This window comes from Paenibacillus sp. J31P13, assembly GCF_056269295.1.
The window spans coordinates 1-23,246 of record NZ_JBWDNR010000014.1 but is presented as its reverse complement, the minus strand read 5'-3'; the positions used below and the strand labels follow the sequence as shown (position 1 = coordinate 23,246).

The following is a 23,246-nucleotide window of genomic DNA, read 5'->3' as shown; positions in this document are numbered from 1 at the left end:
AGTAAATCGCTAATTGTCACTATATATTAACTACTAATGATTTCATAAAATCAACCTGCGGAATTAAATTAACGGGAAACGATAGCTGAATGAAGCATTGAGCAGTTGCACCGGTTAATTGAGGAGTGAAGAACATGGCGAATTATCAAGTTGTTTTTACTGACAATTCCGAGTTATCCGAATATGAAGCAGTAAGTAGAGGATATCGGAATGATGTTTTTGTGAAGATTCAAGATGATTATTACAACCTTAGAGTATATATGACGTTATTAGATTAAAGCAGGATTTTGAAAGCGAAGTTGAGGATTATGGGTATTATTCTTCTGAACCCAATTTAGTATTGGTTACAGAAGTAAGTAATGAAAATGTCATGAAGATCATTTCTAATCTTTATGATGATGGATATTTTAAGCATCTTAAACCAGTCGACAAGGAATGTTTGGTTCGGCAAAAATTCGAGAAACATTTTGGAATTTAGACTTAAGCTAACGGGTAACGATAGTTCAATTATTTAAAAAGAAGGCTGCTAACTTTATTTCTTTGGCAGCCTTCTTTTTGAACTCCTTATCTTAAAGTAGATAAACTAGCTATGATACCATCCATGATACCGTTAATCACGAAAGGCATGTTTTTTAACGAAAATTATCCCTCATAAAATGTGTTTCTTCTATTATAAGTGCACCAAAACGTAGTACCTTCATTTTGTGATAGTCGAAATGGAAGGCTCCATCGGTTAATAAAAACGCAGAAAAAAAGAACCCGTATATCTTCTATACGGGTTCTTTTTTATGTGTTATTGAGAAAGTACTAGGCCTTTATATCAAGATTTCCGCCTAAGTTTGGTTGAACACTACGTGCCATCATTTGAACGATTTGATCTGCTTGACTATTGGATTGCTCATTAGCCATCTTAAGAACACTTATACCAACAGATTGGGATAAATTACTCTGAGCTAAGGACATTGAAAGAGCTGCGATATCCATAATTCTCCTCCTCTTTGAATGGTTATCTAACACTTTATTTATCGGAATACGGGCTTGGAATTATAAGTCATAGGATAAAAAACCCGTAACGACGATAATTGCATTCGACGATACGGGTTTTTTATCCTATTTTATAAATAAATATGTTTGATTTCAAAGTTGCGTTCGATGGTCAAATCAATGAACTGACTGTCGATCTTGATGAGCGGCTGGAAGAACTCAGTAGGATGCGTCATAATGATTACGCCAACCTCACCTGTGACAAGCTCTACTCTTTTGCCGATAAAGTTAGGTATCATATGCTTAATAAAGACATGAGCGGTATGAGCATCAAGCTCATTAAAGCTTAAACGATATATTTCCTTGAGTACAAATAATAAGTCACGCTGCTGCTGATAGACACGCTGTGAGATCATGGCACTGTAGACATCGACGACTGCTATTATTTTGGAGACAGGATGAATATCTTCGCCAATCAAACCATGCGGATAACCAGAGCCGTCATTTCGTTCGTGATGCTGGAGTGCACCGTAGGCAAGTATGGGATCATTTATTGATCTTGAGATTATTTCATGTCCGTAAATCGTGTGTCGTTTTACTTCTTCATATTCTTCGGTTGTCAGCTTGCCTGGTTTATTAAGAATTTCTTCGTCAATTCGACATTTTCCGATATCATGAAGATATCCAGCTTTACTGATCTGTTTGGCTTCTTCATCAGAATAACCAACCCAAGTGGCTAAATAATACGACAGCATGCCAACCTGCACAGAATGCTGGTACGTATAATCATCTGTTGTATTAAGTAAAAGCAGCATGGATACGACATCTCGTTCCATTTGGAGATTGTTCAACAGGGGCTGGAGCATAGATGTTACTTCAGCATCATCAATACTTCCTGCCTCCAAAGCCTTCTCAAATAAGTTTTCTGTGCCTTTGATAACGGATTCATAAATAGGCGCAACTTTGGGAAGCCACTTCGGATTAACACCTGATTCAATCGTGCGAGCGAGTGGTTCATTAATCAGTCTTTCTAATATCTCAACGTAATCAATTTGGTGCTGTAGTAATCTTGATATTTCTTGATTCGTTATCGTCGTCCCTTTGGAGAGAACATGGAGGCCGTAGTTGTTAAATGTATCACGGCTTAACTGGTCACCAGTCATTAAATCTGTAACATGAACCCTCATCGAGACACCCCGGCTAATTATAGTAGCATATATACCTACAATAGTAACAATGAATATTTGAATTGGCAATATGAGGATAAAATAAGTGACTAAATACCTAATAATTCGGCATAAATCGACCTTGCTTTTTTGATTTCATCGGTCCCTTGGACGATTGCTCGTCCATCACTGAATAGGACAAAAGTTAAATTCTTGGTTAATTCAACACGAAGCAAAAATCGATTCGAAGTGATGGGTCCGATAGGTTTAAATCTTTCAGCAAGCTCCTCTAAATGAAGCTTGAGAGGCTGACTTGGTGATATTTGAACAGAGTGGCGACCGCATAAGGAAGCGGCAGACGGCTCCAACAATGTATGATCTAAAAATTTATATTGTCCATTTCCGCAGCAGGGACAATTGCTTCTCTTAGCGTCTGCAATGGAAACTGGCAGCCAAGCGTGATTCCAAAGATCAACCTGAAATAATGTGCGATGCAGCGCTGAAATATTTCCGGAGAGCAGCTTTATTGCCTCCGCAGCTTGCACGGATGCAATAATGTCAACGATGGGTGATATCACACCTGCAGTTTCACAGGAATCGGTAGTACCGGGAGCTGGTGGCTCGTTGAACAAACAGCGATAACAAGGTGTTTCATGAGGCAATATGGTCATGGTCATGCCCGACGCACCAACTGCTCCACCGTATATCCAAGGAACATTATTCTTAATGCTATAGTCGTTAATGAGATATCTGACTGAAAAATTATCACTGCCATCTATAATAAGGTGTACATCTGAAAGCAGCTCTTGAGCATTTAGCGCTGTGAGATCAGCGATAATAGGCTCAATGATGACATCGCTGTTCATTGCGCGTAAATGCTCGGCTGCTGCTTGTGCTTTTGGCAGCAGGGCAAGGACATCTTTTTCTGTATATAGCATTTGCCGCTGCAGGTTGCTCCACTCAATGAGATCGCGATCAATAATTCGCACATAACCTACACCTGATCGGACAAGGTGCTGAGCAATAACGGATCCAAGCGCTCCCATGCCTACGATGGCTGCACGGCTGCTGGAAAGGGCTTGCTGCCCATGTTCACCAACTGGAGTGAATCGTATTTGGCGGTCATAACGCGCTGCGGATGCTGTTTTCTCGGAGGAGACAAGCTCTTGTTGTGTTTTTGTCATCCATTCATTCTCCTTCCTAGGTTTACGAGGTTATTTCTCTATTTATATAGATAGGTTTAATAGTCAGTTAAAGGTGTCGTTGGGTTCCAAGGTCCAAGCTGATGGCCTTTCCATTCAGAGCCATCCTCCCAAATCTCTTTTTTCCATATAGGCACAATCTGTTTTAACCGTTCAATCGCATAGCGGCTAGCTTCGTAGCAGCTTTCCCTGTGGGGAGAAGAGACGGCAATAACGACGCTGGTCTCAGCTAGACCGACCACGCCGATACGATGGGATATGGCGCATTTGGCGCCTTGCCAACGTTCAGCTATTTCATCGCCAATTTGCTTCATGGTAGCGACAGCCATTGGAGAGTAGGCTTCATACTCCAGCCTCACTGTCCGTTGACCATGCGTCCATTCTCTAGTTGTTCCTACGAACGCAATTGCAGCGCCATGTTCAGGAATGATTACTTTCGCGAGCACATCATCTGAGCATATTTTTTCATTGGTGATGACATAAAGCTCATCCTGCTTCGTAACGCTGCTGATTGTTTCTTCCCCCCCTGATACAGGAGGCAGCAAAGCAAGCTCATCATTGTTACGCAGAAGCGTTTCTTCACCAGCATAAGCATGATTGCGGGCTACAAATGAAATATGAATGAGTCCTTTGTGCTTCGGATAATGCTCGGAAATGATCTCCTTCAATTGGGTGACGGTTAGCTGTTCATATTCTGATTTTATGTTCAATTGGGGTAATCCCAAACGTTCGGGAAGCCCTGCAAATAGTTTAATAGTCCAATTATATGTCATGGTATAAAACCTCTCATTGTTTAGGCTGAAAGCTGTTTATAGAATATCATAATTCACAAAAAAATGTTATGCTGAGAGGTATGATGAAAGGAAGTGAGACTCATGCCGACCTTGACGGATCGTTTTGGACGCGTACACGATTACTTGCGTATTTCAGTAACGGATCGTTGTAATTTGCGATGCTTATATTGCATGCCTGAAGAAGGAATGGAGTTTGCCGAGTCCGCGAATTTACTATCTTATGATCAAATCGTTGAGGTAGTTGAAGCTGGTGCAGCACTTGGCATATCTAAGCTTCGCATTACAGGCGGTGAGCCGCTCATTCGCCCAGGACTAGATGGTTTGATTAGTCGCTTGTCAGCCATTCCGGGCATTCGTGATATCGCATTAACGACGAACGGTATTTTTCTTGCCAAGCAGGCAGAAGCGCTTCGCAAAGCAGGTTTAAACCGTGTCAATATAAGTTTGGATACGCTGGATGCAGCTAGATTTCGATTTATAGCACGCAGTGGAGACTTAAAGCGAGTAATGGAAGGAATTGAAGCTGCTGCGGCCGCGGGATTCAATCCTATCAAGCTAAATTGCGTACTCCTTAAAGAAGTCAATGAAGATGAAATTGCTGCTTTTCTAAAGCTGGCGTATGAACAGCCGATGCATGTGCGGTTTATTGAATATATGCCAATTGGGCATGCTGACGAAAATTGGAGAAAGCATTATTTACCTCTTTCAAGAGTACTGGAGGTAGCCGAGCAATCCGGATATGATTTCAGCCGCGGTCCCAATGTTCATGGCAATGGACCCTCCGAGGATTATCAAATGGCAGGCGGACGAGGCTCCATTGGACTCATCCACCCTATTAGCGATCATTTTTGCAGCAACTGCAACCGATTGCGTCTGACATCTGATGGCTCAATCAAGCCCTGCTTGTATTGGGTAGATGAATTAAATGTGAAGGATGCCTTCGGTCATCCGGATGAGATGCAGAAAATTCTGCTCAAAGCGATGGATATCAAGCCTGAGAATCATGAAATGGCAGCCAAGCTGGCAGACAGCACGCTTACTCATGTGCCTACAGAGCGTCGGATGTCGCAAATTGGGGGTTAGAGATCAAGTTGGAGAATATAAAAATTGAGCACGCGGGGCTGGGATCATTTGTGACGACGGCTTTGGAAATGGCTGAGCTGGCGGGACGCAGCTTCCATCTCTCTGAGAGCGTGCCTGACGCGGCTGGAGAAGCCTTTCAATTGCAGGAGTGGTATGATGCTTGGCTTCAATCTGTTGGGGCAGATACGGCGATTGTGAAGCCCCAGCAGCTTGTAGTGGAAGCAGCAGACAGCTTTCAAGCATCGATCCCTTGGGATCAGCTGGACGGAGCCGTCGTCTTGTTCTCGCTTGGCGGGGAACCGTTGGAGGGAACAGGACCCATTAGGCTTTATGTGCCTAATGGAAGCAGCAAATGCTTAAATGTGAAAAGAATTGTTAAGCTGATGCTGGGTGATTTTCAGAAGAATGAAGATCAAGTGGCAACCTACGGCTTTAAACATACATTTTCAAAGGATGATTTGCGTATAAACAAATAAAATAAGTAGTAAGGCGGATATGGAGACATTAGGAGGCGTGCATGAATTTGAGAGACAGCATACGTACCCAAGTGGTTCTTATTCACACAAACGATATACACAGTCGTCTAGAGCATGCCGCTAAAGCCGCTTCCTTTATTGCGGAGGAGAGGCGCATGTATGGCGGTGATTGCGTACTCGCTGTCGATTGCGGCGATCATATGGATCGGATGCGTGTGGAAACGGAAGGCAGTGACGGCATTGTAAATGTTGCGCTTCTAAATGATGCGGGATATGAAGCCATTACACTAGGCAATAATGAAGGATTAACATACTCGTATGAGAAATTAGAGCAAGCGTATGCTAATCGAGCGAGATTTTCAGTGATATGTGCCAATATGGTGCTGAGCCGAACAGGTGAACGTCCCGACTGGATGCTGCCTAACACAATCATTGATAAAAATGGCATTCGTATTGGAATCGTAGGAGTTACGGCAGCATTCGCTGACTTCTATTCTCTGCTTGGTTGGGATGTATCAGATCCTTTCGAAGCAATTAAGCTGCAGGCTGAACAGCTGAGAAGCAAAGTCGATGTTCTGGTTGTCATGTCACATCTAGGCATTACAGCGGATCGTTTGATGGCGGAGACGATTCCTTCTGTAGATCTTATTCTGGGTGCTCATACCCATCATTTATTAGAGGAGCCGATTATTATCGGCAATACGACTATTTGCGCAGCAGGCAAATTCGGCGAATACATTGGACGGGTTGAAATCGGGATGGATCCCGTTTCAGGTCGTCCCGTCTTTCATGCGACATGTGTGCCGACTGCCGCTCTGACAGAGCATGAGGACGCCGCCGCAATTATCAGCGGCTTTCGCGAAGCGGCGCAGCAACGCCTGAGCCGAGTGATTGCTCGGCTGGATGCGCCGCTCCCCGCCGATGCCGAGCGAGAATCACCGCTCGGTAATTTGCTGGCCGCTGGCTTGCGCCGCTGGACCGATGCCGAGATAGGCATCGTCAACACGGGGCAGCTGCTCGGCGGCCTCGCGCAAGGAGACGTGACAGCGGGCGAATTGCATGCCCTCTGTCCGTCTCCGATCAATCCTTGCCGAATGAAGATCGCCGGCAAGCACATTTGGGAAGCGCTGGAGCAAGCACTGCTCCCAGCGTTCATTAATAAGCCGCTCAAGGGCTACGGCTTTCGCGGCGTTGTGCTGGGCACACTGGCTGTAGATGGCATGACCATCGTATATGACTCATCAAGAGATGACGGAAACAAGCTTGTATCCGTAAGCATAAATGAAAAGCCGCTGGATGATGAACGAATTTATTCGCTGGGTACGATCGATATGTTCAGCTTTAGAGCAGGTTATGAATCACTCGCAGATGCGGAAGAAAACCATTTTTACTTGCCGGAATTTATACGAGATGTCATAGCGGAACAACTGCAGAATTCGACAATGCTTCAGGAATGTCAGCAATTTCATTGGTTTAATGAACCAAAATAAGGAAAAATTAATCTTAAGTCGACAAAATATGTCGAATAAATAGAATAAAATGGTTGCAGATTCCGCTATTTTCCCTTACATTAACATTACGATCGGCTTTTTCCGATGTAATAGTTAGCATATCATTTACGGGAAGGATCGAGAAAATGCGGTTGCTGCCAATTGCGAATTGTAAGCCAGGAATGAAGCTGGCGAAAAAAATATTTTCCCAAGAGGGCGTAGTCCTCTTAGCTGAAAACATAGAGCTTACCAATAGTCTTATTTCCCGTTTAGAAAAATGCGGAATACAATATGTGAACATAGCTGATCCGAAGACAGATGATATTATCATGCCTTCTTTAATCAGTGAGGATACGATGCAGATCGCACTCCGAGAGGTACGTACAAGCTTTCGTGAGATGATGGATCGTCCAAAGTTGAAGAAGGGTGCGACATACCCTTATATAGCTCGACCGCTCAAGGATATGATGAATATGATTATCGATGATTTATCGGCGCATGAGGATGCAATGATCATGCTGATGGATATGAACTCCATCGATCATTATTTGTTTCAACATTCCTTAAATGTGTGTGTATATACAACTCTCCTTGGCATGGCGAATGGATATTCGCGAGATGAGCTCACAACGATTGGTATGGGTGCGCTTCTTCATGATATTGGAAAGACCCGAATTTCAATCGATATGCTGAGAAAACCGGGCTCCCTTACGAAAGAAGAATTCGAAGAGATGCAGCAGCATGCTATGATCGGATTTCAGATGTTAAAGGATGAGCCTAATCTTCCTCTCATTGTTGCGCATTGCGCTCTGCAGCATCATGAACGAATTGATGGGAGCGGTTATCCGCGTGGTATAAAAGGAAATGATATACATGAATATGCAAAATGGATCGGCTTAGTAGATTCTTACGATGCCATGACAACAAATCGTGTATACAGTACGCCAATGCTGCCTCATGATGCTGTGGAACGTTTATATGCAGGCTCTGGTACGTTGTACGAGCAGCGAATGCTGCAGCTATTCCGTGATAAGGTAGCCATCTATCCAATCGGTATTTCGGTCAAGCTGCAAACGGGAGACACGGGCGTCGTTGCAGATTTGAATCACTCTTATCCGCATAGACCGATTATCCGAGTCTTGTATAATGAAGCAGGTGAAGAGCTTCATTCCCCTTACGAGTTGGATTTATCGAAGCATTTGAATATGATGATTGTAAAAGTGAATGACGATACTGCGGAAGAAGTGCATGCTGCAAGTGTTTGATCCACTATGCGTAAAGGAGCCAAATAGGCTTCTTTTTTCTTTTTTTGTTGATTTATTTGCTTCCTACCGAAGCGAGGATTACAATAAAAAGAGAATGTTTCATTCCAGAAAATGAAGTCAGGTGCTGAATAAATGAATACAATAGACTCACAACATGCCTACAAGACACTTACTGCGCTATCCCCAACGAATGATCCGTGGGATCCGATTTCTTCGTTGAAGCAGCATGGCAGACATCGTTTAACCAGTGTCGAAATGACCGTTTCAAATTTATGCAATATGCGGTGCGAGCATTGTGCCGTTGGCGATACACTCGTTATAAACGAACCCGCAAAGATGCCTCTAAAACAGATGCTGGACAGACTTGAGGAAGTCGAGCATCTTGAGACGATCAGCATTACAGGCGGGGAGCCTTCCTTCTCCGATCGAACGGTAAAGGACTATATGGTGCCTTTACTCCAATATGCCCGCAGTCGTGGCATTCGTTCACAAATCAATTCCAATATAACTCTTCCATATAGCAGATACGAGCAATTGGCTCCCTATCTAGATGTTATGCATATTTCATTCAATTACACGTCACCGGAGGATTTCCATGAGATTGGTTTCGCTAAGGCGGGACATAGTGTTTCATTGCAGGCGGCGACGAAGCTTTATGACAGAATGATAGAAAATGCACGGCTTTTAAGTGAAACCGGGGTTCTCGTTTCTGCGGAGTCCATGATCAACTACCGAACACACAATAAAATGGACGAAATTCATAGACTTATCGTTGAGATGGGCTGTCAGCGCCATGAAGTGCATCCAATGTACCCGAGTTCCTTCGCTAAGGATCTGCCAGTGATCTCAAGGGAACAAATGGTAGAGGCAATTGATCGTCTGCTTTTAACGAGAGACAAATCAGTTTGGATGCTCTTTGGTACTCTGCCCTTCTATCATTGCAGCGAGCAGGAAAATGAACGGAAGCTGCTGACGAGATTGGCAAACGAACCGAATGTAACAATGCGAAATGATCCAGACGGACGAAATCGTCTCAATGTTAATTTATTTACCGGCGACGTCTTCGTAACGGATTTCTCTGATGTGTCTTCTTTTGGCAATATTGCTTCCTCCAAGCTGGATGATATCTTTGAGACCTGGCTTGACCATACGCTAGCACAAAGTGTCAATTGCCACTGTCCAGCAGCGTCATGCTGTGGTCCGAACCTTCTTGTGAAGGATATGTATTACAAATCTGTTGATTTCCATCAACGCAGCGCGATATTAGATTAGAGTATGAGTAGATGGAAGGCTGTATTTGAAAAGACCAAATTGTAAGGTTTATGAACACCACTTCTTGCATATAGCATAATAGAAGGGGGGAAAGCTTTCTGTCCATTAAGACGCTTGTATTTATTGCTCTTGGATTATTGCTGATATACCTACTATTTACTGTAGGAGCTCCCTTCTTGCTTGCTTTGGTCATAGCTATATTTTTGGAGCCGCTTAACGGTTTGTTAATGAACAGGTTTCGAATGAATAGACTGCTGGCTGCCACCATCTCTAGTACACTTTTTTCGATCATATTAATTGGCTTGATTGCTTTGCTTGGTGTCAAGGTCATTGCGGAGCTTATCGCTTTTTTCAAAAGAGTGCCCAACTATTTTGAGAATGCGAATAGCATGATTGATGATCTTATTAATCAAGCACAATCCCTCTATCAAAATTTCCCTCCCGATACCGCAGAAACAATAGAAACCTGGCTGATGGAGCTGACGAGGGCCATTACTAATTTAGTAGGGAATTTATCCAACTCGGTGCTTGCATTCGCGTCCAGCATCCCTGGCATGTTTATTTTTTTTATCGTTTTTTTAGTTGCAGTATATATGATGAGTTACAGCCTGAATACGATGAAGACGACGGTATTATCCCTGTTTGACGAGAAATCGCAGCCGCAGGTTAGCGAAGTGCTGGTCAACTTGAGAAAATCAATATTCGGTTTCTTGCGATCACAATTCATATTAAGTGCCCTTACATATATTCTTTCATTAGTCGGTTTGCTTATTTTGGATGTAAAATACCCACTTGCCATCGCTTTACTCATTATTATCGTCGATATTATGCCGATCCTTGGAACGGGGTCTGTGCTTGTGCCTTGGGGCACCTATCTCATGCTTACCGGGGATGTCTTCACCGGTTTAGGACTAATCGTGCTATTTCTTATCATTACAGTATTTCGGCGTATCGTGGAACCAAAAATTCTTGGAGATGCCGTAGGCATCGGTTCATTGTCAGCGCTCATAAGCTTGTATGTTGGCTTCAAGCTTGTCGGAGTGGTTGGTGTTTTTATCGGACCGTTAGTTGTGATTATCTATATGGCTGCTCGCAAGGCAGGATTATTCCAATTGAAAATCAAGCTTTAAGAACGAACGTATTGCCGTGTCAAACCATTTGGACGGAGCGTATGATACTGCAAATAGCAGATCATATAGGAGGCTTTCGTATAAATGGCATCTATTAAAGTTGCGATTGTTACCCCGGGTTCCTTTCCTATTCCATCACCAGGAAGCAGCTCTGTTGAGAGGGTTGTAGAGAAATTCGCTCCACTGTTAAAGCCATATGCGGAACCTCGAATTTTCGGAAGATTAAGCAATCGGCTGCCTCGTAGAGGTAAGTTTAAAGGTATTGTTTGTGAAAGGTTCTCTGCGGCCAACAAGCAGAAGTATATTCATGCGGTCTCACATGCAGTCCGACGTTTTGTACCAAATGTCATAGATGTCGAGAATCGTCCGCAATTTGTTCCCATTATCAAAGGAATAAACCCAGGCAAACCTGTCTGGCTTTATTTGCATTCCTCTACGTTTATTAGCCCGGCGCATATTTCTCCTGCTAAACTGCGTGCTTGTTTGAGCGCGGCTGATAAAATCATCGTAAACAGCCAATTTTTGAAGCAACTCGTCATATCCAAAGTGCCTAAGATCGCTGCAAAGCTGCATGTCATTTATCCTGGTGTCGATACGGTGCGCTTTCCTTCACAATACTCACCTAAGGGTGCAGCTGAAAGGAATAGACTCCGAAAGAAAAGAGGAATGACCGGCAAAAAAGTTGTGCTGTTCATGGGAAGACTTATTCCGCTCAAAGGCGTGCACCATTTGCTTAACATCGTTCCAGAGCTAGCAAGAAAACATCCCGATCTTTTAGTCGTCATTGTAGGGAGTCCATTCTATGGGTCGCATCGCAAAACTGCATATGCGCGCAAGTTGGAGCGGTTAGGAAAAAAGAGCGCGGGTCATGTTCGTTTTGTTCCTTACGTACCCCATTCTGAGGTGCCCAGCTGGATGCTCGTTGCCGATATCGCCGTCGTCCCGTCAGGTCAACGAGAAGCATTTGGTCTTGTCAATGTAGAGGCAATGTCATGTGGAGTCCCTGTTGTTGCTACTCGTGCAGGAGGCATGAAAGAAATTATACGAAATGGCGTAACGGGTTATCTGGTTAGTCCGACTGCTGTTGAAGCGGGGTTGAAGGAGAAATTACAGCTGCTATTGAGTGATAAGAAGCTGCGGCAGAAGCAAGGCCGCCGCAGCCGTGAGCGAGTGAATCAGACATTTACATGGCGTCATACGGCAAATCGTTGGAAAAAACTGATGAAGGAAAGCGGAATAAAGTAAACATGATTTGTAGTGGTTATGGGAAATACAGGGTTGACAGCAATCTTTCTTTGACTGTATAGTCAAACAAGGATATCCACTAGGGGCGCCGTTACGGCTGAGATAAAGCGAATGCTTTGGTCCCTTTGAACCTGATCTGGGTTATGCCAGCGTAGGAAAGTGGGATTGTGCGTTCATGCAAAGCGCGAGTGCGACTCTGTCTGAGAGCTGAAGTATCAGCTTGAATAGGACGAATGACAGAGCAGCCCTTCCTCCGGTATTTCTACTTTCGGAAGGGAACTCGTAACTGACGACACATTTCAACCGCTCCTTCGCCGGAGCGGTTTTTTTTTGTTGGATAGGACACATTTCATCTTGTCAGAGATGATTGGTGAAACCGATCTTCGCCCGGCGATAACCGTTCATGCAGTCTGTTACAGGTATGCATGACAGCGGTGCTTCAAACTTTCTTAGTGCTTGTATAGACCTCTAGGAGGAATTCTTATTATTCCGTTTGGGAGGTTTTTTTGTTTTGGGAATCAGAAATAATCGGCTTTCACAAAGGTGTAGCTTTTGCTTGAGAGCAGCAAGGAGTATGATTCATGCATGATGAGGGAGATTCGATATGGTCGGATCGTTATTCGAGACAAGTTAGATTCTCTAAGATAGGCCAGAGGGGACAACTAAAGCTTGCTGACTCTTGCGTGCTTATTGTCGGCGTTGGTGCGCTTGGCACAGCTCTTGCGGAGCATATGGTTCGAGCTGGTGTAGGAGAGGTTAGGCTGGTAGATCGTGATTACGTGGAGCCTAGTAATTTGCAAAGGCAAACATTGTTCGATGAAGCCGATGCGTTAGCCATCCTTCCAAAGGCTGTAGCAGCAGCTAATAAGCTTCAAAAAATAAATAGGGAAGTTCATATTACTCCATATGTAGTGGATGTGAATAAAGGAAATGCGGAAGATCTTTCCGCTGGCGTACATGTTGTCCTTGATGGGACTGATAACGCAGCGACAAGATTTGTCATGAGTGACAGTTGCTTTGAGCATAGAATTCCATTTATTTATGGCGGTGTTGCAGGTGCTCAAGGTATGAATGCAACACTCATACCTGGTCAAACGGCTTGTTTGCGTTGCTTGATCGGTGTGAAGGAGTCAGAGGGCGAAGTTGATACATGCGATACGGTTGGTGTACTTGCTCCAGCAGTTTCCTTTATAGCTTCCTTGCAAGCGGCAGAAGCGATCAAGCTGCTTACCGGAAATGAAGCAGCAATGCGTCAAACTTGGCTAAGTGTTGATCTATGGTCATTCAAGCTGAGGGAATCAAAGCTGCCGCCGGGTAGGGAGGATTGTCCCGTCTGCGGCAAGCTGAACGATGAAGGGGCCAATGACGGATGGGTAGAGACAGGAACAGAGACCGGCCCTTATTTTGATTCACAAGACGAAGAAATAAGTTCAGCGGTGCTTTGCGGCAGGGATACCGTACAGGTGAGTCTTGGCGGAAAACTTAGCCTAGTGAGTGTTGAAGCGTATCTAAAAGAGATGAATATTTCATTAACCGTAAATCGTTATCTCGTGCGTGCCATGCTTCCCAATGATTTGCGGCTTGTTATTTTTGGGGATGGACGAGTGCTCGTACAAGGTACGACTGATTCAGATGAGGCGGTTGCGATTTGTAGACATTACTTACTTGGTTTGTTGGAGTAATAAGACTGAAATCGATTTTAGAAAGAGGGGATGAGAACGAATGAGCAAAAAAAATTGGCTGGACTTTCAATTGTACGTCATAACCGCTGAGGCCAATCATCCGGGGAGACCCATGATTGAAGTAATGGAGCAGGCGCTGGTCGGAGGGGCGCAAATTTTACAGCTTCGAAATAAAACAGGTACAAGAGCAGAGGTGCTGGAACAAGCTAAAGCATTGCGGGTTTTAACTAGAAAATACAACGTACCCTTCATCATTAACGATTATCCGGATATCGTTCTGGAGTCGGGTGCAGATGGCGTTCATTTAGGGCAAGATGATATGTCCATTGCAGAGGCAAGGCGGATGTTAGGACCTGATCGAATTATTGGCATCTCAACACATCATGTGAAGCAAGCTTTGGATGCAGAACAAAACGGTGCTGATTATATCGGTGTAGGACCTGTTTTTCCAACGGATACGAAGCCGGGGCGAGCTGCTGTTACCACAAGCTATGTTACAGAGGCAGCAAGGGCAGTATCCATACCGTTTGTGGCGATAGGCGGCATTACGGAAGAGAATGTGAATGAGGTACTTGCTGCTGGAGCGACGCGAATATGCGCTGTATCTGCAATTGTGGGCAGCTCAGATCCAGCAGGCGTCTGTCGTTCATTACTGGAAAGCATCCACTTCGCTGGGGCCGTGCATGGACGAGAGCAGAGGCGATTGATGGTGAACGGAATCGAAGAGCAAACGGCTGCGAAGACCGTCGAGGAGCTGGTTATAGCTCTAGGACAACATAATAAAAAGCTCATTATCGAGCTGGACGGCGTAATTGTGCAACGCGCATTATGGGCGGATACAAAGCTTCATAGCGGCTCTGTTGTAGAGCTTATACATTTTGTAGGAGGGGGCTGAAGAGGATGGTTACAAGTTGGAACGAGGATCCTTTCGTAATAGGAGGTCATACACTTTCATCTCGCTTCTTATTTGGAACGGGACGATTTCCTAGTCCGGCTGTCCTGCAGCAAGCTCTCGAGGCATCTGGCTCCGAGGTCATTACGTTCGCGGTACGGCGTGTTAATCTGGAGAGTGTTGAGGATGATTCCGTGCTGCAGCATATTGAAGGAAAATCGATTATATATTTACCCAATACATCAGGCGCAAGAACGGCAGAGGAAGCCGTTCGAATTGCGAGACTCGCTCGTGCGGCTGGTCTAGGCGAGTGGATCAAGGTTGAAATTAGCGGTGATCCGCGTACGCTGCTTCCTGATCCCATTGAGACGCTGCGCGCAACGGAACAGCTTGCCAAAGAAGGATTTATTGTATTGCCATATACCTCAGACGATCCGATGCTATGCCGTAAGCTGGAGGAAGCGGGAGCAGCAGCCGTAATGCCGGGCGGATCGCCCATCGGAACTGGATTAGGCTTGTTAAATCCGTATAATTTGGGACTTATTGCAGAGCAATCAAAGGTGCCTGTGATCATTGATGCCGGCATTGGCTCACCAAAGGATGCAGCGGAGGCGATGGAGCTTGGAGCGGCTGGTATTCTAGCAAATACGCCGATCGCGAAAGCACAGGACCCCGTGCGAATGGCGCGCGCGTTCCGTTTAGCGATTGAAGCGGGACGTTTAGCGAGACTTGCAGGTCGTATTCCTAAGAAGCGCTACGCTTCGGCAAGCAGTGATTGGGCAGGCTCCCTCTATGAAACAGCATCAGTCAGCTTTAAAGGAGAGGAATCGTAATGCCGCAATCGGTTATCGTGCTGGGCGGAGGCATTATTGGACTATCGAGTGCCTTTGAAGCAGCGTGTAGAGGTATGGAAGTTACGCTAATCGAGCCTGGCAAGCTAGGCGGGCAAGCATCTGGAGCAGCAGCAGGTATGCTTGCTCCTTTCTCCGAAAATACAGAGCAGCCGGATGATTTTTTCCAACTTTGTCTCAGCAGCCTAAGAAGCTACCCGGGATGGATAGAGAGAGTAGAAGAGCTATCCGGAGTATCTACAGAGTGGATGAAAAGCGGCAGCATCAATGTATTCATGCATGAGGCGGATGAGTTGCCTATTCTATCGCGTTTGCAATGGCAAAATGAATGGGGAGCGGACGGGGAGTTGATTGATGGGAATCAACTCCGCAAGCTGGAGCCAATGCTTGCGAAATCTGCTTTTTCCGGTGTATTTATGCCGCATGAAAGTCATGTATATGCACCTAAGCTCGTTGAGGCGCTGGAAGCAGCATGTCGAAGGCTGGGCGTGAAATTACTGGATCAGGCAGGGGAAATCGAGGAGGCAGTTGTTCATTCCAGCGGCGGTGTATCTGTCCGTGCCCGTGCTGTGGAGAATATCGTCCATGCGGATAGGCTCGTTGTGAGCGCAGGTGCTTGGACCAGCTCCTATGAGAATTGGTTTGGTCTCTCTATTCCGATTCATCCTATTAGAGGACAGATATGCGCTTTTCAGCGTGAAAAGAATGAAGTACATCATATGATCTTCTCAAGCCAAGCCTATTGGGTGGGCAAGGGAAATAACAGGCTTGTTTGCGGAGCATCTGAGGATGTAGCCGGCTTTGATACAAGGGTAACTGACCGCGGCATAGGACGTTTAATTCGAAGCAGTAACCGTTTGTTTCCCTATTTAGAAAAGAAAGAGACAGTGCATCGCTGGGCGGGCTTACGTCCTGCTACGAGAGATGGCCTTCCGCTTCTAGGCATGCTGAACGCTAATCCGTCGGTTATAATGGCGGCTGGGCATTATCGCAATGGCATTTTATTAAGTCCAATTACGGCTTCTATTGTTGCTGATTTGTTGGAAGGGAAAGCGAATCAGAATAAAATTTCTGCATTTGCACCTAATCGTTTTTCGGCTGGTGGATGAATGTATTCATAATAGCATTGAAAAAAATAAAAAAATCTGCTATATTGAAAACGATAATCGTTATCAATGAAGTGGATTTATTTTTTTACATAAGTACGGAATAGCAATTTAATTACTACGGAAAATATGTTTATAGGATTATACTTATAAACCCAAGTTTACATAAGGAAAGGTAGTTAGAGGATGGCTTCTAGTTCTAGTGCGAAAGAATTGAAGGGCGCAAAACTGCGCACGCGGCCGATTACGGCTACTATTATTTTGATTGGCGGATGTGCTGCATTACTATTTTCCTTAGCCCTATCTATTTCTGTAGGGGCTGCGAACATTAGTTTATCTACGGTTTGGGAATCTGTTTTCCATTTTAATCCGAACCTGACACATCATCAAATTATTAAAGAGCTGCGTATGCCGCGTGCGCTGGCGGGTGCATTAGTAGGTGCTGCATTTGCTGTTTCCGGCGCAGTCATGCAAGGAATGACACGGAACCCCCTTGCCGATTCCAGTTTGCTTGGGGTAAATGCCGGTGCTGCTTTTATGCTGGCTGTTTGTTTTGCCTTTTTTCCGTCTGTGTCGTATACAGGACTTATGGTCATCTGTTTTGCAGGAGCGGCTGTAGGACTTGGGCTCGTCTATGGGATTAGTTCTATGGCTAAAGGAGGATTAACACCGGTTCGTTTAACTTTGGCTGGAGCAGCGGTAGGCGCACTTTTGCTTGCTTTGACAGAAGGAATAGCAATCTATTTCCGCATCGGTCAGGATTTGGCCTTTTGGTATGCTGGAGGACTTGCCGGAACAAAATGGACTCAAATTCAAGTTGCTGCTCCATGGTTATTAGGTGGATTGCTAGCTGCTGTTGCTCTTTCACGTTCCATTACACTTCTAAGCTTAGGTGAGGAAGTTTCTAAGGGACTCGGACAGCGGACAGGCTTGGTCAAAGCAGCGGGTGTGCTTGTCGTATTACTTTTGGCCGGCATATCTGTATCATCAGTAGGTTCCATTGGCCTTGTTGGTCTTATAATCCCACACATTGCGAGAGCTCTAGTTGGTGTAGACTATCGCTGGATTATTCCTTGTTCGGCTGTGCTTGGAAGTCTATTGATGCTGCTCGCAGATATAGGCTCTCGTATGGTTAATCCGCTGCATGAAACGCCGGTCGGTGTTATTATCGCTGTAATCGGTGTTCCCTTCTTCTTGTATCTCATCTCTAAAATGAAGGGGGAATAGCGATGAATTCATTATTTATTACGGAAACCGAACAGCGTAGAAGAAGACGTTCAACGATAGTCATGATCACGCTTGGTGTAATGATTATTGCTGCATTTATTATTAGTATGAATACGGGTCTTATTCGATTAACGCCATTAGAGGTTGTCAAAACATTATTTGGTGCTGGTACGGTTAACCAAGAGCTTATATTATTTGATTTTCGCTTGCCGAGGATCGTTATTTCCATTTTGATCGGTGCAGGTTTTGCGGTATCAGGATGCATTATTCAAGGTTTATCACGTAATCCGCTTGCGGACCCTGGGCTTCTTGGTATAAACGCAGGTGCAGGACTAGCCGTTATTTTATTTATTACATACTACCCAACTTCAGAGCGCGGTTCCATTTTTTTGATGCCGATACTCGCTTTGATCGGGGCAGCCTCTACTGCGCTGCTCATTTATGTTCTTTCTTACAAGAAGCATAAAGGCTTATTGCCCACACGAATGATTTTAGTTGGTATCGCTGTAGCAGCTGGGATAGCCGCAGCCACACAAATACTAACCCTGCGGCTTGATCCCAATCAATATAATTTTTATGCTGTATGGATGGCAGGCAGTATCTGGGGAACGAATTGGAAGTATGTGCTTGCGTTACTGCCGTGGCTTATTATTATTTTTCCATTCGTACTCTATAAATCCAAGGTGCTTAATGCGTTGAATCTTGGCGACCAATTGGCGACAGGATTAGGAGCGCAAGTGAATAAGGAGAGGGCTTGGCTGCTTGCAGCATCGGTTGGCTTAGCAGGCTCATGCGTTGCTGTCGGTGGCGGGATTGGTTTTGTAGGACTGATTTCACCTCACCTGGCAAGACGGCTTGTTGGACCAAAGCATGGAGCGTTATTACCAACGTCGGCACTAGTGGGTGCTTTGTTAGTTATCGTATCAGACACCCTTGCACGGTGGGCTTTTCAACCATCCGAAATTCCTGTTGGAATCGTAGTTGCTGTTATCGGAGCCCCTTATTTTCTATTCTTATTATCCCGTTCAAAGTAAATTGTTGTTAATAGAAGCCGCGCACAGCCTTTGCTGGTGCGGTTTTTTTCGTATGTTCCTCCTTAAGAAAAGATTTTTGTCTTCGCTTCCAGTATCCAGCCTATGGGTCAATGCATATATTGCCTATGACATTTCAGGTGGGAGAAGGAGAGGACAATGGCAAAAAGCAGAAAAGGAAAAAGCCCGAAGGGGCGGAAGCCGCTTTTTTATGTCGATAATCCGAATACTTCCGAGTTAAAGTGGCTGGATGAATTGAATAAGAAAAAAGCAGCTGCGAAGGCTGCAGCAGACAAAACGTCCAAACAAGCAGCGGATGAAGCGGAAAAAAAGGTTAATGTAAATGCAGTTTTGTCGCTCAATGAGATACCAATTGAGCAAGCAGGAATTGAAATGACAGGAATAGAGCCAGTTCAGCAGCAGGAAGAGTTTAAAGACATTGAGGACATTGACGACATTGAGGATATTGAAGACTTGGAAGACATTGACGACATTGAACAGCTTACAGAGCAAATAAGAAGTTTTAGTTTTGAAGAGAAAAGGGAATTGGTTGAGGAAAAACAAAATCCGAATGCTCCTATCCCCTTTATCTATACGGATGATGTAGTCGATAAATCGATAACGGCTGCAAAAATTGCTCCAGCTGCGATTGATAGCAGCAAAATTGCCAGCGGCAGCATCCATGGGGATGCCATTGCTGATTATGCTGTATCAAACATCCACATTGCGGATGGGGCCATTAATTCATCTAAAATCGCAGTGGATTCCATATCCTCTATTCATTTAACGAATAATGCAATAAACGGAGATAAGATATTAGATCATTCCATTTCAGGGAGCAAACTGCAAAGCGGAAGCATTACTTCAGATAAATTTGCTGATCGGGTAATTGATGCTTACAAAATTGCGGATGGCTCAATTGATTCAAGGCATTTGAAATCATTTCTTATTACGGAGGAGCTCATAGCGGAGCAAGCTATCTCATCTGAAAAAATCAAAAGCGGTGCGATACAGTCTGAAAATTTGGCTAACCAAATCATCGACAACTCCAAGCTGTCTGACGGAGCGATAACCTCATCCAAGCTTCGCGACGAGGCCATTATCAGTGAAAAAATAGCTCCCGAGGCTATTCAATCAAGTCATCTAAAGCCGGGCATTTTACTAGCTGAACATGTGGCTGTGGGAATTATCGGGGGAAAGCATTTGGCCACCGGAGAAATCGCATCCGAGCATCTAGCGGAAGGGGCGGTCGGAGCAAGAGAGCTGCAAAAAAAGGTAATCGCATCCGAACAATTGGCGGACAGCTCGGTGTCTTCGTCTCATTTGCAAAGAGCAGCGATTCAGAGCGTACACATCGGAACAGAGCAAATTAACAGCGGACATCTTACAGACCAATCAGTAAACTCCACCAAGCTGGCTGATCAATCTGTATCCACAATCAAAATCGTTGACCATTCCGTAACGTTATCCAAGCTTTCAGACCAAAGCGTAAATGCTCAGAAGCTGACCAATAATTCTGTGCATAGCCGCCATCTCGGAAGGGATAGCGTAGGTTCTGATCATATCGCTGAGGCGCAAATCACTGGAAGACATCTTACAGCAGCTTCTGTTACAACAAAGCATATTTCGAGAAAAGTTATTATCAGCGATCACTTACAGGACGGTATCATTAACGAAGAAAAGCTGGCTCCCCAGGCTGTTCGTGAGGAACATATCGGCTTACAAGCAGTAGGGATGGCACAAATTGCTGATGAATCCATTTCGAGGTGCAAGCTCACTGAAGGCGCGGTGGACAGCTCGGTTTTGGCAGGTGAGTCCGTAGGAACCATTCATTTGCAGGATGAGAGCATTACTTTCCAAAAACTAGCGTCGGAAGCTATCCGAGCGTATCATTTCTCAGCTGGGTCTGTGACGGAAGCGTCGATTTCTTCGGGTGCTGTGAATGGAGAGCATTTGAAGTCAGACATCATCGAAAGCCGACATTTATCTCTTGACGCGGTGAATACGGAGAAGCTTCAAAGCGGAGCGGTCACAAGCGATAAACTGGCGTTCGGAGCTGTGACAGAGCGATACATCGGGCCAGGAGCTGTTTTCTCTCATCACTTAGCGGATCATGTTGTAAATTCACTTAAGCTCTCGCCTGAGTCCGTTACGACGGATAAGCTGACTGATTTAAGTATAACAAGCGTGAAGCTTGCGGACTCAAGCGTCACAAGCTCAAAGATAGCACCGCATGCAATAATTTCTGGTAACATCGCGAAGCAAGCGATAAATGCCAGTCATATTCAGAATGATTCTATCCGTTCTGACCATATTGGAGCTGGAGCCATTGGCATTAATCATTTAGGTGTTCAAATTATAGGACCAGACATTATTCAAGACAACGCTATTACTGCGATTAAGCTGTCAGCCGGCTCAGTGCAATCTAAACACATCGCACATGAAGCGGTGCAGAGTCGTCATTTGGCTAATGAATCAGTGCTCGGCATCCATTTGAGCGAAGGGAGCATTCATGGTATTCATTTGGTGAATGACTCTATTACTGAGGAAAAGCTGACTGCTGGAGTTATTGGGGCGAAGCAGCTGCAAGCCGGTTCTGTTCATTCAGACACGATTCAAATATCGGCAGTTAAAACAGCTCATGTAGCCGAGGGAGCTATTACGTCTGATAAAATAGCCGATCTGGCAATTAGCACGAAGCAGCTGCAACCGAATTCGATTTTTGCGGAGCATTTAATGGATGAATGTATCGGTGAGCAAGCCTTGCAGGATGGAGCTGTTACACGAGCGAAGCTTGCGCAAGATTCGGTGTCTAGTGAACATGTACAGCTTGAGTCGCTTGCCGGCAAGCATCTGAAATCGGATTCCATTCAAGGCTATCATATACGAAAGAGTACAATTACGTTGGCTCACCTTGCCGATGATGTGCTTGCATTCAATAAGCTAGCAGAGGATAGTATTCCAGGCAGCAAGCTAAAGCAAGGAACGATTGGCATTAAACAGCTTTCAAGTGACAGTGTTGGCAGTGAGCAATTGTGTGATGGCGCTGTTACGCGAGATAAGCTGTCTCCGGGAGCAGTTGGCGGAGAACAAATTCAAGCTGGAGCCATTAGTACGGAGCAGCTCTCATTAGGAAGTGTAACGACTGATAAGCTTGCGCTAGAAAGTGTAGGGACAGAGCAGCTCGCTGCTGGAAGTGTAACATCAGAGAAGCTGGCGCCAGGAAGCGTTGGAGCGGAGCATCTGTTGGACAGCAGTGTAACGTCAGAGAAGCTGGCACTAGGAAGTATTGGAGCGGAGCAACTCTCTGATGGGAGTGTAACGATAGAGAAGCTAGCTGTGGGAAGTGTAGGAACGAATCAGCTCACTGCTGGAAGTGTAACCTCAGATAAGCTTGCTCTGGGAAGTGTGGGAGCAGAGGAACTCTCTGCTGGCAGCGTAACAAGAGAGAAGCTTGCGCAGGAAAGCGTAGGAACAGAGCAACTCGCAGCAAGCAGTGTAACTTTAGAAAAGCTTGCGGTAGGAAGTGTAGGAACAGAGCAGCTTACGGCTGGAAGTGTAACTTCGGAAAAGCTTGCGCAGGGAAGTGTGGGAACCGAAGAACTCTCAGCCGGCAGCGTAACGACAGAGAAGCTTGTGCTCGAAAGTGTAGGAACAGAGCAGCTATCAGCAGGCAGTGTAACGAGAGAGAAGCTTGCACTTGGAAGTGTAGGAACGGAGCAACTTTCAGTTGGGAGTGTAGGAGCGGAGCAACTCACAGCTGAAAGTGTAACGCGAGTGAAGCTTGCGAAGGAAAGTGTAGGAACAGATCAGCTTTCAGCAAGCAGTGTAACGAGAGAGAAGCTTGCACTTGGAAGCGTAGGAACGGAGCAGCTTTCAGTTGGGAGTGTAGGAGCGTATCAACTCACGACCGGAAGTGTAACCTCAGAAAAGCTGGCACTTGAAAGTGTAGGAACAGAGCAGCTCTCAGCAAGCAGTGTAACGAAAGAGAAGCTCGCCCTTGGAAGTGTAGGAACGGAGCAACTCACAGCAGGCAGTGTAACCTCAGAAAAGCTGGCACTTGAAAGTGTAGGAACAGAGCAGCTCTCAGCAGGCAGTGTAACGAAAGAGAAGCTCGCCTTTGGAAGTATAGGGATAGAGCAGCTTTCAGTTGGGAGTGTAGGAGCGGAGCAACTCACGTCTGAAAGTGTCACGCGTGAGAAGCTTGTGAAGGAAAGTGTAGGAACGGAGCAGCTCGCTGTTGGCAGCGTAACGCGAGAGAAGCTTGCCCTTGGAAGTGTAGGAACGGAGCAGCTTTCAGTTGGGAGCGTAGGAGCAGAGCAACTTACGACCGGAAGTATAACCGCAGAA

17 protein-coding genes, 1 pseudogene and 1 riboswitch are annotated in these 23,246 nt (G+C 45.2%); of the genes and pseudogenes, 14 read left to right on the top strand and 4 right to left on the bottom strand.

Going from position 1 to position 23,246, the window contains the following annotated elements:
- Nucleotides 1-807 precede the first annotated feature (807 nt).
- The 4 genes from AC0YOD_RS26315 to AC0YOD_RS26300 all read right to left on the bottom strand — a co-directional run bounded on the left by AC0YOD_RS26315 (nt 808) and on the right by AC0YOD_RS26300 (nt 4,125).
- Nucleotides 808-984, bottom strand: coding sequence for a YjfB family protein (locus AC0YOD_RS26315; RefSeq protein WP_475802316.1), 177 nt, complete (start codon nt 982-984; stop codon nt 808-810).
- A 131-nt stretch (nt 985-1,115) separates the two neighbouring features.
- Nucleotides 1,116-2,171: an HD-GYP domain-containing protein gene (locus AC0YOD_RS26310; protein WP_475802315.1), complete on the bottom strand. Its 1,056-nt coding sequence runs from the start codon at nt 2,169-2,171 to the stop codon at nt 1,116-1,118.
- 89 nt (nt 2,172-2,260) lie between these two features.
- Entirely contained in the window at nt 2,261-3,334 is a 1,074-nt protein-coding gene (locus AC0YOD_RS26305; RefSeq protein ID WP_475802314.1) for a ThiF family adenylyltransferase, read from the bottom strand.
- A 56-nt stretch (nt 3,335-3,390) separates the two neighbouring features.
- Nucleotides 3,391-4,125, bottom strand: coding sequence for a molybdenum cofactor biosynthesis protein (locus AC0YOD_RS26300; RefSeq protein WP_475802313.1), 735 nt, complete (start codon nt 4,123-4,125; stop codon nt 3,391-3,393).
- Between the two features lie 102 nt (nt 4,126-4,227).
- On the opposite strand from AC0YOD_RS26300, the gene moaA reads away from it, so the two are divergent.
- The 14 genes and pseudogenes from moaA to AC0YOD_RS26230 form a co-directional block, all read left to right on the top strand.
- The gene (gene moaA, locus AC0YOD_RS26295; RefSeq protein ID WP_475802312.1) at nt 4,228-5,229 is read left to right on the top strand and encodes a GTP 3',8-cyclase MoaA; all 1,002 of its coding nucleotides are present in this window, start codon (nt 4,228-4,230) and stop codon (nt 5,227-5,229) included.
- A gap of 8 nt (nt 5,230-5,237) precedes the next feature.
- Nucleotides 5,238-5,705: a hypothetical protein gene (locus AC0YOD_RS26290; RefSeq protein WP_475802311.1), complete on the top strand. Its 468-nt coding sequence runs from the start codon at nt 5,238-5,240 to the stop codon at nt 5,703-5,705.
- A 41-nt stretch (nt 5,706-5,746) separates the two neighbouring features.
- Entirely contained in the window at nt 5,747-7,195 is a 1,449-nt protein-coding gene (locus AC0YOD_RS26285; RefSeq protein WP_475802310.1) for a bifunctional metallophosphatase/5'-nucleotidase, read from the top strand.
- A 146-nt stretch (nt 7,196-7,341) separates the two neighbouring features.
- The gene (locus AC0YOD_RS26280) at nt 7,342-8,460 is read left to right on the top strand and encodes an HD-GYP domain-containing protein (protein ID WP_475802309.1); all 1,119 of its coding nucleotides are present in this window, start codon (nt 7,342-7,344) and stop codon (nt 8,458-8,460) included.
- A 132-nt stretch (nt 8,461-8,592) separates the two neighbouring features.
- The gene (gene yfkAB / locus AC0YOD_RS26275) at nt 8,593-9,732 is read left to right on the top strand and encodes a radical SAM/CxCxxxxC motif protein YfkAB (protein WP_475802308.1); all 1,140 of its coding nucleotides are present in this window, start codon (nt 8,593-8,595) and stop codon (nt 9,730-9,732) included.
- Between the two features lie 98 nt (nt 9,733-9,830).
- On the top strand, nt 9,831-10,862 hold the full coding sequence (ytvI, locus tag AC0YOD_RS26270; RefSeq protein ID WP_475802399.1) for a sporulation integral membrane protein YtvI: 1,032 nt from the start codon (nt 9,831-9,833) through the stop codon (nt 10,860-10,862).
- 84 nt (nt 10,863-10,946) lie between these two features.
- The gene (locus tag AC0YOD_RS26265; protein ID WP_475802307.1) at nt 10,947-12,107 is read left to right on the top strand and encodes a glycosyltransferase family 4 protein; all 1,161 of its coding nucleotides are present in this window, start codon (nt 10,947-10,949) and stop codon (nt 12,105-12,107) included.
- A gap of 71 nt (nt 12,108-12,178) precedes the next feature.
- Nucleotides 12,179-12,282: riboswitch (TPP riboswitch) on the top strand.
- A gap of 406 nt (nt 12,283-12,688) precedes the next feature.
- Nucleotides 12,689-13,789: a ThiF family adenylyltransferase gene (locus tag AC0YOD_RS26260; protein ID WP_475802306.1), complete on the top strand. Its 1,101-nt coding sequence runs from the start codon at nt 12,689-12,691 to the stop codon at nt 13,787-13,789.
- A gap of 40 nt (nt 13,790-13,829) precedes the next feature.
- The gene (thiE, locus tag AC0YOD_RS26255; RefSeq protein WP_475802305.1) at nt 13,830-14,684 is read left to right on the top strand and encodes a thiamine phosphate synthase; all 855 of its coding nucleotides are present in this window, start codon (nt 13,830-13,832) and stop codon (nt 14,682-14,684) included.
- Between the two features lie 5 nt (nt 14,685-14,689).
- Entirely contained in the window at nt 14,690-15,514 is an 825-nt protein-coding gene (locus tag AC0YOD_RS26250) for a thiazole synthase (protein WP_475802304.1), read from the top strand.
- Nucleotides 15,514-16,641, top strand: coding sequence for a glycine oxidase ThiO (thiO, locus tag AC0YOD_RS26245; protein WP_475802303.1), 1,128 nt, complete (start codon nt 15,514-15,516; stop codon nt 16,639-16,641). Before AC0YOD_RS26250 ends, thiO begins: the two co-directional genes overlap by 1 nt.
- 183 nt (nt 16,642-16,824) lie before the next feature.
- Nucleotides 16,825-17,865 carry a FecCD family ABC transporter permease gene (locus AC0YOD_RS26240; RefSeq protein ID WP_475802302.1) on the top strand — a complete coding sequence of 347 codons (1,041 nt, stop codon included), beginning with the start codon at nt 16,825-16,827 and terminating at the stop codon, nt 17,863-17,865.
- Nucleotides 17,866-17,867: 2 nt separating this feature from the next.
- On the top strand, nt 17,868-18,899 hold the full coding sequence (locus AC0YOD_RS26235) for a FecCD family ABC transporter permease (protein ID WP_475802301.1): 1,032 nt from the start codon (nt 17,868-17,870) through the stop codon (nt 18,897-18,899).
- A gap of 156 nt (nt 18,900-19,055) precedes the next feature.
- A pseudogene (locus AC0YOD_RS26230) lies at nt 19,056-23,246 on the top strand (hypothetical protein); the annotation flags it as partial.

What these genes read in the sequence shown, in the direction of transcription:
- AC0YOD_RS26315 (WP_475802316.1), bottom strand. Translation starts at nt 984, where the DNA reads ATGGATATCGCAGCTCTTTCAATGTCCTTAGCTCAGAGTAATTTATCC.
- AC0YOD_RS26310 (WP_475802315.1), bottom strand. Translation starts at nt 2,171, where the DNA reads ATGAGGGTTCATGTTACAGATTTAATGACTGGTGACCAGTTAAGCCGT.
- AC0YOD_RS26305 (WP_475802314.1), bottom strand. Translation starts at nt 3,334, where the DNA reads ATGACAAAAACACAACAAGAGCTTGTCTCCTCCGAGAAAACAGCATCC.
- AC0YOD_RS26300 (WP_475802313.1), bottom strand. Translation starts at nt 4,125, where the DNA reads ATGACATATAATTGGACTATTAAACTATTTGCAGGGCTTCCCGAACGT.
- moaA (WP_475802312.1), top strand. Translation starts at nt 4,228, where the DNA reads ATGCCGACCTTGACGGATCGTTTTGGACGCGTACACGATTACTTGCGT.
- AC0YOD_RS26285 (WP_475802310.1), top strand. Translation starts at nt 5,747, where the DNA reads ATGAATTTGAGAGACAGCATACGTACCCAAGTGGTTCTTATTCACACA.
- AC0YOD_RS26280 (WP_475802309.1), top strand. Translation starts at nt 7,342, where the DNA reads ATGCGGTTGCTGCCAATTGCGAATTGTAAGCCAGGAATGAAGCTGGCG.
- yfkAB (WP_475802308.1), top strand. Translation starts at nt 8,593, where the DNA reads ATGAATACAATAGACTCACAACATGCCTACAAGACACTTACTGCGCTA.
- AC0YOD_RS26265 (WP_475802307.1), top strand. Translation starts at nt 10,947, where the DNA reads ATGGCATCTATTAAAGTTGCGATTGTTACCCCGGGTTCCTTTCCTATT.
- AC0YOD_RS26260 (WP_475802306.1), top strand. Translation starts at nt 12,689, where the DNA reads ATGCATGATGAGGGAGATTCGATATGGTCGGATCGTTATTCGAGACAA.
- thiE (WP_475802305.1), top strand. Translation starts at nt 13,830, where the DNA reads ATGAGCAAAAAAAATTGGCTGGACTTTCAATTGTACGTCATAACCGCT.
- AC0YOD_RS26250 (WP_475802304.1), top strand. Translation starts at nt 14,690, where the DNA reads ATGGTTACAAGTTGGAACGAGGATCCTTTCGTAATAGGAGGTCATACA.
- thiO (WP_475802303.1), top strand. Translation starts at nt 15,514, where the DNA reads ATGCCGCAATCGGTTATCGTGCTGGGCGGAGGCATTATTGGACTATCG.
- AC0YOD_RS26240 (WP_475802302.1), top strand. Translation starts at nt 16,825, where the DNA reads ATGGCTTCTAGTTCTAGTGCGAAAGAATTGAAGGGCGCAAAACTGCGC.
- AC0YOD_RS26235 (WP_475802301.1), top strand. Translation starts at nt 17,868, where the DNA reads ATGAATTCATTATTTATTACGGAAACCGAACAGCGTAGAAGAAGACGT.